General features: G+C 66.5%; 13 protein-coding genes and 1 pseudogene. 12 read left to right on the top strand and 2 right to left on the bottom strand.

Going from position 1 to position 10,963, the window contains the following annotated elements; all coding sequences use genetic code 11:
- Positions 1-184 precede the first annotated feature (184 nt).
- Positions 185-334 (bottom strand): helix-turn-helix domain-containing protein, encoded by a 150-nt coding sequence (locus ATO4_RS28600; protein WP_245308937.1) that lies wholly within the window; start codon positions 332-334, stop codon positions 185-187.
- On the opposite strand from ATO4_RS28600, the gene ATO4_RS28595 reads away from it, so the two are divergent.
- From ATO4_RS28595 to ATO4_RS26280, 6 genes are all read left to right on the top strand, one after another.
- On the top strand, positions 321-476 hold the full coding sequence (locus ATO4_RS28595; protein WP_245308936.1) for a hypothetical protein: 156 nt from the start codon (positions 321-323) through the stop codon (positions 474-476). The genes ATO4_RS28600 and ATO4_RS28595 overlap by 14 nt on opposite strands.
- 465 nt (positions 477-941) lie before the next feature.
- The gene (locus ATO4_RS28000) at positions 942-1,535 is read left to right on the top strand and encodes a serine hydrolase (protein ID WP_176223191.1); all 594 of its coding nucleotides are present in this window, start codon (positions 942-944) and stop codon (positions 1,533-1,535) included.
- On the top strand, positions 1,459-2,061 hold the full coding sequence (locus tag ATO4_RS26295; RefSeq protein WP_210191151.1) for a serine hydrolase: 603 nt from the start codon (positions 1,459-1,461) through the stop codon (positions 2,059-2,061). The genes ATO4_RS28000 and ATO4_RS26295 overlap by 77 nt, the downstream gene beginning before the upstream one ends.
- A 227-nt stretch (positions 2,062-2,288) precedes the next feature.
- Positions 2,289-4,346 carry a prolyl oligopeptidase family serine peptidase gene (locus tag ATO4_RS26290; protein WP_083595052.1) on the top strand — a complete coding sequence of 686 codons (2,058 nt, stop codon included), beginning with the start codon at positions 2,289-2,291 and terminating at the stop codon, positions 4,344-4,346.
- Between the two features lie 117 nt (positions 4,347-4,463).
- Entirely contained in the window at positions 4,464-4,991 is a 528-nt protein-coding gene (locus ATO4_RS26285) for a TetR/AcrR family transcriptional regulator (RefSeq protein ID WP_083595051.1), read from the top strand.
- Positions 4,988-6,148 (top strand): MFS transporter, encoded by a 1,161-nt coding sequence (locus tag ATO4_RS26280; protein WP_083595050.1) that lies wholly within the window; start codon positions 4,988-4,990, stop codon positions 6,146-6,148. The genes ATO4_RS26285 and ATO4_RS26280 overlap by 4 nt, the downstream gene beginning before the upstream one ends.
- A 220-nt stretch (positions 6,149-6,368) precedes the next feature.
- Here ATO4_RS26280 and ATO4_RS26275 read toward each other — a convergent pair whose 3' ends face one another.
- The gene (locus tag ATO4_RS26275) at positions 6,369-7,103 is read right to left on the bottom strand and encodes a L,D-transpeptidase (RefSeq protein WP_083595049.1); all 735 of its coding nucleotides are present in this window, start codon (positions 7,101-7,103) and stop codon (positions 6,369-6,371) included.
- A gap of 239 nt (positions 7,104-7,342) precedes the next feature.
- Between ATO4_RS26275 and ATO4_RS26270 the strand changes: the two genes are divergently transcribed.
- The 6 genes and pseudogenes from ATO4_RS26270 to ATO4_RS26250 all read left to right on the top strand — a co-directional run.
- Positions 7,343-8,251: a LysR family transcriptional regulator gene (locus tag ATO4_RS26270; RefSeq protein ID WP_083595048.1), complete on the top strand. Its 909-nt coding sequence runs from the start codon at positions 7,343-7,345 to the stop codon at positions 8,249-8,251.
- Positions 8,252-8,425: 174 nt separating this feature from the next.
- A complete protein-coding gene (locus ATO4_RS26265; protein WP_083595055.1) occupies positions 8,426-9,100 on the top strand; it encodes a response regulator transcription factor in 675 nt (224 codons plus the stop codon).
- Positions 9,097-9,477: a hypothetical protein gene (locus tag ATO4_RS28590; protein WP_245308935.1), complete on the top strand. Its 381-nt coding sequence runs from the start codon at positions 9,097-9,099 to the stop codon at positions 9,475-9,477. The genes ATO4_RS26265 and ATO4_RS28590 overlap by 4 nt, the downstream gene beginning before the upstream one ends.
- Positions 9,390-9,962, top strand: a complete 573-nt coding sequence (locus tag ATO4_RS28585) for a histidine kinase dimerization/phospho-acceptor domain-containing protein (protein ID WP_348626486.1) — start codon at positions 9,390-9,392, stop codon at positions 9,960-9,962. The genes ATO4_RS28590 and ATO4_RS28585 overlap by 88 nt, the downstream gene beginning before the upstream one ends.
- A pseudogene (locus ATO4_RS26255) lies at positions 9,941-10,147 on the top strand (hydrolase); the annotation flags it as partial. The gene ATO4_RS28585 and the pseudogene ATO4_RS26255, both read left to right, overlap by 22 nt.
- A 531-nt stretch (positions 10,148-10,678) precedes the next feature.
- Positions 10,679-10,963, top strand: a 285-nt coding sequence (locus ATO4_RS26250) for a DUF4126 family protein (RefSeq protein WP_139802719.1), incomplete at its 3' end; no start/stop codon positions are given.

Below are 10,963 nucleotides of genomic sequence, written 5' to 3'. Positions count from 1 at the left end.
CGTCAGGTCGTGGTGAAGGCGGTTGGCGTCCCTCGCCGGCGGCAGTCCGAACACCCGCCCATAGTCGCGGCCGAACGGCGAGGGCTTTCTAGTGGTCATGCCGTGACAGATGAGTCCGCCGGAAATGCCGCATTCTCCAGCCCTTCGGCACCGCAAGCGGGTACTATCCGTCTCAGCTTCACCACTAGCCCACCGCAAATCCCGCGCTCGCCGCATCCATGGCGCTGGCGACCATCAGCCGGCGCGCCTCCTGCGTTCTGAGATGGCTGCGGAATTCGATCGGGCTCATCGTCGTGATCGACTTGAAGTGGAGATGGAAGGTGGAACGGCTCATCCCGGCGATCTCCGCCGCATCCCAGCTCGAACGGCTCGACCAGGCGAGCGCGAGTCCGCCGATCTTCCCGGAGAACTTCATCGGCCGACCGATGGCCCAGCAGCTGATCTTCGGCACCGCCAGCGTCCAGAGACGGGGCTGACGCCGTCCGGGCAAGCGGCCTTCCCGCCTCATGGGATCGCCCGTTTCGGCTTCGGGACATCAGCTAGGCGCGCTGCGTTTCCCGCCCCGATGGGAGGGAACGGCATGCGGTCGAGCGCGGCCGGAGAAGCCTGCCTGGAGCCTCCGCACCGCTCCCGCCGAAGGTGAACAGTCGGGATGAACAGGCTGGAGATCGGCAGAGTCGGCGTCTCGACTGCGCTTTTTCGGGCATCGCCTTCAATCTGCTGGGCGGGGTGCGCAGGATCTTCCGTTCAGCCCGGAGCACGTCATGTGGCGGCAATCTTCGTGCTGCCTTGACAGGCCGGGTGCAGCATCCTCAGGGGCGGCAATGCTCAGTGAGGCGTTACGCCCCTTTCATCGATGCCCCGTAACAACTGTCCACTCGCCTTAAGGATCTGAGGGACATATGAAATACAGAATGCAAAGCACGGTGGCAGCTGCCGCCTTGACGACCCTTCTCGGCGCTCCTGCCTTCGCCGACGAGGCGACGCGCGCGGCCGTCGATGCGGTGGTGGAACCGCTGATGGCCGAGCACGACGTGCCGGGCATGTCCGTGGCGATCCTCCACGACGGCGAGCGCCACGTCTTTCACTACGGCTTTACCTCACTCCAGACCGGCGAGGCCGTGGGCGACGACACGCTGTTCGAGATCGGTTCGCTGTCGAAGCCGTTCACCGGGACGCTTCTCGCCCGCCTCGAAGCGGAACGCATGGTGGACCTTTCGGCGAAGGCCGAGGATCTCCTGCCCGAACTGGCGGAAAGTCCGGTCGGCGGGGCGAGCCTCGTCGATCTCGCGACCTATGCCTCGGGCGGGTTGCCGCTGCAGTTTCCGGACGGCGTCGACGAGACGAACTTTCCCACCTTCTACCGGGATTTCGCTCCGATCACCGAGATCGGTGCGAGCCGGCTCTATTCGAACCCCTCGATCGGTCTCGCCGGCCATCTGGCCGCGGCGAGCGCCGGTGGATTTCGCCGCGATCATGGAAGAGAAGATCTTCGAGCCGATAGGGCTGAGCGATACCTTCCTCGAAGTCCCTGAGGATCGCGCGGAAGACTACGCCCAAGGCTACACCCGCGACGACGCCGCCGTGCGTGTCAATCCGGGGCTTTTCGACCAGGAAGCCTATGACGTAAAGACGACGGCGAGCGATCTGTTGCGCTTCATCGAAGCGTCGGTTGATCCGGACGGGCTGAGCGACGATCTCCAGGCGGCGCTTCGTGAGGCCCGCACGGGCGTCTACCGGGTCGATACGATGCATCAGGGTCTCGGCTGGGAGCTCTACGCCGCCCCGGCCCGGCTAGAAGACCTTCGCCAAGGCGTCGACATGGCTTTCGTCCTCGAACCTAACGCCGTCGAACGTCCCGCTTCTCCGGTGACTGGCAAGGCCGTCGGCACCGTCTCGAAGACCGGCTCCACCGGCGGCTTCGGCGCCTATGCGCTGTTCCAGCCGGAGCGCGGCACGGCGATCGTGATGCTCGCCAACCGCATCTGGCCCAACCTGGCACGCATCGAGGCAGCATACGCGATCCTCGACGAACTCGATCCGGGGTTCTCGGCGCGTTGAAGATCGCAGAAGCGTCGACGCCCCGAAGGCTTCGGCGACCCGAACTGAGGGCGAGCCGGCGGACGTGTCCTGAGCCGGACGCGGGTTCCAGTACCGGCGGCCCGGGAGATTGACTCCCGGCCGCTGGTATCAAGCCCCCGCGGCGCTCGAGCGGCAACCCTTGCCGCCGGTCGAAGACCGGGCCGACGGTAGCGACCAACCCATCCCCTGCGAATGAAGAGACACCCATGATCTATCCGGAAACCACCCGCATCGATGCCGTCGACGGACGGTTCGGCACCAGCATTGCCGATCCCTATCGCTGGCTGGAGGGCGACATCCGCCATGACCCGGAAGTCGCCGACTGGGTCGATGCCCAGGATCGCCTGTCCGCGTCCTATCTCGCCGAGCTTCCCGGCAGGTGCGTCTTCCACGAGCGCCTCAAGCGGCTGTTCGATCACGAGCGTCTGAGCACGCCCGAAAAGCGTGGCCGGCGCTACTTCTTCACGCGCAATTCGGGGCTCGACAAGCAGCCCGTCCTCATCGTTCGCGACGGGACGAGCGGCCGGGATCGCGTCGTCATCGATCCGAACGCCTGGTCCGAGGATGGCAGCATGGCTCTCGCCGAATGGGCGCCATCCGAAGATGGAACCCGTCTCGCCTTCGCAATTCAGGAGAATGGCGCGGATTGGCGAACCATTCGCGTCCTCGACGTCGACACCGGCACGATCCTCGACGACGAGATCAAATGGGCGCGCTTTTTGACCATCGCCTGGGCGAAGGACGGATCGGGCTTCTTCTACGCCCGAAATCCCGAGCCGGGAGATGGCGCCCGGTTTCAGTCGCCCGTGCTCGGCCATGCGATTTATTTCCACTGGCTCGGCATGCCACAATCCGATGACCGTCTCGTCCATGGTCCGCAGACCGAGATCCCGGCGATCCATACGGTCGACGTCACCGCGGACGGTCGCTACGCAGTGATCTATTCGACGGCCTTGACGGGCGGAAATGCTCTCGCCCTCGTGGATCTTGAAGATCCCGCCTGGACCACCCGGCAGATCGTCGCTTCCTTCGATCACGGTTGGACCCTCGCCGGCAATGTCGGCACGAAGCTCTTCCTGTGGACGCAGAAGGGCGCCGAGCGCGGCAAGATCGTCACGACGGACATCGCCGATCCCGAACCCATCTTCACCGACCTCGTCGCGGAGCGACAGGACGCCGTGCTGCGCCTCGCCGGTCTCGTCGGCGACAGGCTGATCCTCGCCTACATGGTCGATGCGAAGACCAGGGTGGAGCGCTTGAAGCTTGACGGAACGCCGGACGGCGTCGTCGCGCTTCCCGGCATCGGCACGACCGGGCCCTTCCACGGTCGCCCGGGCGACGACGAGGCATTCTTCGTCTTCACCAGCCACGACGCGCCGACCAGCATCTACCGCTACGACGTCGCCGCCGATACGAGCACGGTGTGGGCCGAACCGAAGGCCGCGATCGATCTGACCCGCATCGTGGTCGAACAGCGCTTCTACGGGTCGAAGGACGGGACGCGCGTGCCGATCTTCCTCGTCCGCCGCCGCGACGTGACCGGCCCCGCGCCGACCATGCTGACCGCCTATGGCGGCTTCGGCATTCCGATGGTGCCGTTCTATTCGCCAGCCGCGATGGCCTGGGTCGAACAGGGCGGGGTCTATGCCGTGGCCAACATTCGCGGCGGAGGCGAATATGGCAGGGCCTGGCACGACGGCGGACGGGGCCAGGCCAAGCAGAACGGCTTCGACGACGTCATCGCCGCCGCCGAGTTCCTGAAGGCCGAAAAGATCACGTCGGCCGATGGCCTTGCCATCCACGGCGAATCGAATGGCGGCCTCATGGTCGGGGCCGTCGTCAATCAGCGGCCGGACCTCTTTGCGGCGGCCCTTCCCGGTGTCGGCGTCATGGACATGCTGCGCTTCGACCGCTTCACCGGCGGGCAGCTCTGGACGCAGGAGTTCGGCAGCCCGGATGTCGAGGCGGACTTCCGCAACCTCCTCTCCTATTCGCCGCTTCACAACATCGGAACCGGCGTTCCCTATCCGGCCATTCTCGTCAGCACCGCCGACACCGACGATCGTGTCGTGCCGGGCCATTCCTTCAAATACGCCGCCGCTCTGCAGGCCGCCGATCTCGGTCCGCGCCCCCGCATCCTGCGCGTCGACAGGAAGGCCGGGCATGGCAGCGGCAAGGCGATGGACAAGGCCATCGCGGAGATCGCCGACATGTGGGCCTTCGCCGCGAAGTGGACCGGGCTGAAGGTCGCCAGTTCCGACTGACGAGAGCTTGATCTGCAGGCGTTCGCGACGGAGCGCCCTCAGACCAGCGTCGAGCGATCCGACACGGCACGACATCGCGCGCCTTGAATTGTAAAACGATCGTTTTACATCTGGTGCATGGATATCAAGTCAAACCTCGTCGCCACGGCCGAGCGCCTGTTCGACCGCCATGGCTTCACCGCCACCGGCATGGACAGACTGACCGGTGCCGCAGGCATCTCCAGCCGGACGCTTTACAAGCACGCCGGCAGCAAGGTCGCGCTCATGGTGGCGGTGCTCGCCGAGCGCGACCGCCGTTTCATGCAGCGGCTCGAGGTCGACAGCGTCGACGCGATCTTCGCGGCGCTGGAGGACTGGGTGCGCGCCGAAGGCGCCAGAGGCTGCCTGTTCCTGCGGACACTGGGCGAAACCGGCGGCGAGACCGCAGCAATCCAGGAGGCCGTCATGGCGCACAAGGCGGCGGTCCGGTCACGCATTGCCGAGATCGTCGCGACGGACATCGGCCACGGCGGCAATGCCGCCCTCGCCGATCAGATCGTGATCCTCTTCGAAGGAGCGACGGCCGCAGCGGCCTATCGGGGCACGGACGCGGTCACCGCAGCGCGTGCCGCTGCAGAAATCCTCGTTGCGAGGGCCCGGCGATGAGCCCGGCGCGGCGCATCGGCGCGACCGGCTTCGGCCTCATCGCGGTTTGCTACGGCTTTGCCCGCTTCGCGTTCGGACTGTTCCTGCCCCAGATCGACGCCGAGCTGCAACTCGGCTCCAGCCTCGGCGGGGTGATCTCGGGCGGGTCGTTCTTCGGCTATTGCATCGCCATCGTCCTGTCGGCCTGGGCGACCGAGCGAATGGGGGCGAGGCGGGTGGCGATCGCGGCGGCCGCCGTCGCCGCGATCGGCATGGCTGGGATCGCCCTCGCGCCCTCCCCCCTGATGCTGGCCGCGGCCGTGATGGTGGCGGGGTCGAGCACCGGCCTCGCCTCGCCGCCCATGGCCGCGGCGGTTGCCGCCGCCGTCCGGCCTGAGCGCCAGGACGTGACGAACACCGTCATCAATGCCGGCACGAGCGCCGGCGTCGCCCTGTCCGGGCCGATCGCCCTGGCTTTGGCCGGACAGTGGCGGCTGGCGTTCGGCGCATTTTCCGCGGTCGCCGCGCTTCTCCTTGTCGCTGTGGCCAGAACCATCCCCTCCGAACGCGGCGGCGAGGCTCCGGGCGGCATACCGCCGCTGGGCGGCCCCGTCCGGCGTCTGATCGGCGCGTCCTTTCTGATGGGAATGGCGAGCACCGCCCTGTGGTCCTTCGGCTCGGAACTCGTCGCCTCCCGCCTCGGCTGGAGCAGCCCCGGGGCCGGCCTGTTGTGGACCCTCATCGGGGCAGGCGGCATCGCCGGAGCCTTTGCCGGGTCGCTGGTGATCCGCTTCGGCCTTCTGCGCGTGCACCTGACGTTTCTCGCCTTGATGGCGGCAGGCATTCTCGCGGTGGGTTCGGCCTTCACGTTCCCCGGATCGACGCTGATCGGCGGCGCACTCTTCGGCGCGGCCTATGTGATGCTCACCGGGGTCTATCTCATCTGGGGCGTCAGAGCCCTCGCCGACCGACCCGCCACGGGCCTGATGATCGGCTTCATGACCATCGCCGTCGGCCAGACCGCCGGCGCGCCGCTCTTCGGCTTTCTCCTGGACGAGATGGGTGCCGGCCTGGCGGTCACGGCCTTCGCCGCCATCGCGCTCGTCTCCGGGATCTTCACGCCGGGAGGCGTTGCAGCGCCTGCCGGAACGCCCGCTGAACGGCAGGGACCGGCGTGACGATCGAGAGATCAAGATGATGATGAAAGGAAAGAAGTCGTCTGCTGACGGGGCAGGTCTTGCCGGCTGCTCGCCCGCCAATTGGCTCCGCGAACGCCGCCCCGACGGTCCGATGCCCGTCGGAGCGTGACGCTCCTCCTCGAATAGCTCCGTCCGGGCGGTCCATTGCGAGGAAGTCACGGGTCGGCTGCATCTCGACGAGCAGACGGCAGATCCTCGTTCAAACGCTCAGCGCCGTCTGCCTCACGAGGATCGGTGCATGATAGGGAACGCGCTCGTAGAGATCGATCACGTCCTGATTGACCAGCCGGACGCAGCCCGAGGACGCCGCCGTTCCCATGGTCCACCATTCGGGTGAGCCATGAAGGCGATAGAGCGTGTCCTCGCCGTTCTGGTGGATGTACAGCGCCCGTGCCCCCAGAGGGTTCGAAACGCCCGGCTCCATGCCGCCGTTCTCGACCGAGTACACCTCCAGCTCCGGCTTGCGGGCGATCATGTCGGATGGCGGCTTCCAGCGCGGCCAGTGCTGCCGCCAATGGATGATGCCGCGGCCTTCCCAGGTGAAGCCGACCCGCCCGATGCCGACGCCGTAGCGCATGGCGGTGCCACCCTCCTCGACGAGGTAGAGGAAGCGGTTCGGCGTGTCGACGACCACTGTCCCGGGCGCCTCCCCGGTCGGGTCGGGAACCTGCTGCCGGTAGAACTTCGGGTCGATCTTCCAGTAGGGGACGGCCGGGATCTCGTGTCCGCCGTCGACGATCGCCGCGTAGCGAGCGTCCAGTTCCGGCGTGCGCGGGGCGTCGAATGCGACGGGTTCCACTGCCGCCCCCTGAGGAACGGGAGGCGGTTCCAGCGAAGCTTGCAGGCGCTGGCCGCGCCCAGTCGCGGCACAGCCGGCGGACAGGACGTTGACGGCGACCGCTCCCAGAACGAAGGCGCGGCGGGACATGGGCATGATTGTCAAATCGCTTGCTCGGATACGACGAAAGAGACAGCCGAACCTAAAGCTTGCGACGAAAAATCCAAGGATGTTATGACTTATCCTGGCCATAACGAATGGGAATGGATGGCATCCCGTCGCGCTGATGCCGTTGACCTGGACGCGTCGCCGCCGTCGGCGGGACGTGCACGGTCCAGAGGTGGCCGGTGCTGCGACGATGGCGGCTTTCGCGGACGCAGGGATTGGGAATCAGGATGGATCTGGCAGCCGCCCTTCGAGCCTTCACCCGGACCGTCGAGCGCGGTTCGATCACCGCCGCGGCTCAGGATCTCTCCCTCTCGCAGCCAGCCGTTTCGAAACACATCGCCAATCTCGAACGGCGGGTCCAGGCCCGCCTGCTGGAACGGTCTGCCCGGCTGGTGCGCCCGACGCCCGAGGGCCAGGCGCTCTACGACGCAAGCCGGTCGGCCCTCGCCTCCATCGACGCCGCCGTCGAAGGGGTGAATGCCATGACCGAGACCATGGAAGGCACGATCCGCCTCCATGCGCCTTCATGCATCGGCGGCAAGTACCTCCACCCTTTCCTGATGAAGTTCCAACGTGCCCATCCGGGCATCGCCTTCGAACTCATGCTGGAGAACCGGACGGTCGATCTCGTTTTCGAGAGCTTCGACATGGCCTTCATCCAGGGTCGCCCCAGTGCACAGGACCTGATCGTTCGGCGATTGGGCAACGCGCGACGGGTCCTCGTCGCCAGCCCGGCCTATTTGAAGGAGCATGGTCCCGTCGACACCCTGGAGCGACTGTCCCAAATCCCGCTCGTCACGACATCGCGCTCCGTCACGGCGAAAAACCGTCTGGCGCTCCTGTCGAGGGGCGTGCCCAGAGAATTGGACGTCCGTTCGATCCTCCAGTCCAACGATGCGCATGTGGTCGCCAGAACGCTGCTCGACGGCCATGCGGCCGGCCCCGTCCAGTATCTCATGGTCGCCGATGAACTCGCGGCCGGCCGGCTGGTGCAGATCCTGCCGGAGTGGGAAGTGCGGCCGACGGAACTGTTCCTGGCCTATCCGTCCGTGCGCTTCATGCGGCCGGCAGTGCGCGCCTTCGCGGACTTCGTGCTGGACGAGATGCGCAACGTGGAGGGCATCGACAAAGCCTGAAACGCGTTCCGCGGGGCCTGCGCGACGGGAAACCTGGATCACCTCCCCGACGGGCACGCCATGTTGCCGCAATGGAGCCCAGGGCATACACGACGCTCATAACCGTCCTGGCCCCATGGCGTCACCACGGCCACACTGCCTTGGACCGCCGGAGCGCCGACCTGAGGTGTCGTGGTGAGAATTCTGCTGGTCGAGGACGAGCTTCAGCTGGCCGAGGCGTTGCGCGCTGCCTTGGAGCGGGAGCGCTTCATCGTCGATCATGCCGACCGACTGGCGAGCGCACGCGAGGCGGCAGCGCAAGGCTCCTTCGACCTGGTCCTCTTGGACCGCACCTTGCCGGACGGCGAAGGGCTGTCGCTCGTTCCGGCCCTGCGGGCGGGCAATCCCGGCCTCCCCATTATCGTCTTGAGCGCGCGAGGCGAGGTCTCCGACCGCGTCGTCGGCCTCGACGAGGGTGCCGACGACTATCTCATCAAGCCGTTCTCTGTCGACGAGATGCTGGCCCGCATCCGGGCGATCAGGCGGCGCCCGGCCGAGATGGCCGGCGAGACGATCCGTGCGGGCTCCCTGATCTTCGATCTCTCGAACGAGGAAGTGGCGGTGAAAGGGGTGCGCATGGAACTTCCACGCCGTGAACTGCGCGTTCTGGCGTCATTGATCAAGCGGCGCGGGAGAACCGTCCTGCGCGAGTCGCTGGAACAGGCGATCTTCGGCTTCGACGACGAGGTGCAGTCGAACACGCTGGATTCGCACATCTCGCGGCTCCGCCGGAAGCTGACCAAGGCCGAGGCGGGAATCGAGATCCACGCGATCAGGGGCGTCGGCTACCTGCTGCGCGAAGCTTCGTGAGACGGCACCCCTCCCTCAAGCGGCCGCTGATCGTCTATCCGCTGGCCTTTCATCTCGCCACGCTGATGATCTCCTTCGCCATCCTCGTTGCCGTGGCGATCCGCATCGACAGCGGCGGTCCCTATGCCGATGAACAGATCACCCCGGTGATCGCCCGCGCCATCACACGCAACGAGGATGGCGACCTCGCCATTCGCATGACGCCGGAACTCGCCGAGCTGCGCGAAGCGACGGACGATCTGTGGTTCGTGGCCGAGACGACGCCGGCCAAAGCGTCTCATTCGGTGAGGTGCCCCAGCATTATGCCGCGCTCGTCGGCCGGCTCAGCGACCTCTCCTATGCGCAGCTGCGCGATCGCGAGGCGCCATACGACCTGACGGTGGTGATCAGGCGGGAGGCCGCGCCGGCCGGGACGCTGACGATCATCGGCCATGGCAAGCTCGCCGAATTGAGCTTCATCGTCCTGATGGCCTCCAACGTCGTCATCCTGCCGATCTTCCTCTTGCTGGCGGTGACCTCGCTCGCCGTCACGCCCTGGATCGTGCGGCGGTCGCTCGCCGGGGTCTCGCGCATCGCGCAGGAGGCGGAAGAGATCGACACTGACCGGCGCGGCCGGCGGCTGAGCGAGGCGCATGTACCGATCGAGATCGCGCCGATCGTCCATGCGGTGAACGACGCGCTGCGGCGCCTCGACGAGGGTTATGAGCGACAGCGACGGTTCATCGCATCCGCTGCGCATGAATTGCGCACGCCCATCGCCGTCCTGCGCGCCAAGGTGGACGCCGCCGAGGACCAGGCCACACGAAGGCTCGCCACCGACGTGCAGCGCCTGGCGACCCTGAAGTCGCCATCCAGCGCATGATCGGGGCCGGTGCCAACATGATGACCTGGGTGGCAGTGGCGGCAGAGTGGCAGCGGGACTGGGCTCGTATCGACACGGCCGGCAAGTTGGCCGAGGTGTTCACGCAGCACGCCGGTGGCAGCGGCATCGCCTATCTGTGGGAGCAGCAGCTCCTCAATACGCCCGTGCCGAACAGCGGAAGGTGATCCGGGCCGGATGACCTGCCCTGCGACGAGCGTCACAGGCCGTGGCGCTCGCCGCGGCTCGTCACCAAAGGGCCAGCCATCACTACCAAGGCGGTTTCGCCGAAACCTTCGTATGATGGACCGTGTTATTTGATGATGGTACAGATGATGTCCAAAGGGAACAAGGTTCACATGTGCCTGTCGACTTGCCGCACGACTCATTTTGCCTTTCGATAATTCTCTTCGAGGCACCGACGCCAGCAGTTCTTCCAGTCCGAAATCCGGCTGCCGGCACGGGCAACGGGGATAGACTGGACTCGATCAGGAGGGCTGGTCGGTGATCGCGGCAACCGGCACCCGTGGCGTGGCCGATCGTCCGGCCGATGACAGCCGGAGCGGATTGCGCCCCGCCACCTGGGGTTCCGATGCCACGTCCGGACACAGACATACGACCTTCATCCGCATTCCGACCTTCACCGACATCATCCCCTGCCTGAATCTTCTTGCCGACCGAGCGCGTTCCCGCCTGCCTCCAACGCGAGACCACATGCCATGATCCTCCTTTCCTTCCTGATCGGCATCGTGGCGGGGCTGCGGGCGATGACCGCTCCCGCCGCGGTGAGTTGGGCGGCCTATCTCGGCTGGCTGCCGCTCGGCGACAGCTGGCTGGCCTTCCTCGGCTATCAGTGGACGCCCTGGATCTTCACCGTGCTTGCGGTCGCCGAACTCGTGACGGATCAGCTGCCGTCGACGCAGAGCCGCAAGGTCCCGATGCAGTTCGGGACGCGGCTTCTGACCGGCGCCGTCAGCGGCGGAGCGATCGGGATCGCCGCCGGC

The sequence above is a fragment of the Aurantimonas sp. 22II-16-19i genome, from assembly GCF_002088275.1.
GTDB lineage: Bacteria > Pseudomonadota > Alphaproteobacteria > Rhizobiales > Rhizobiaceae > Jiella.
This window is presented reverse-complemented; position numbering and strand designations above follow the sequence as displayed.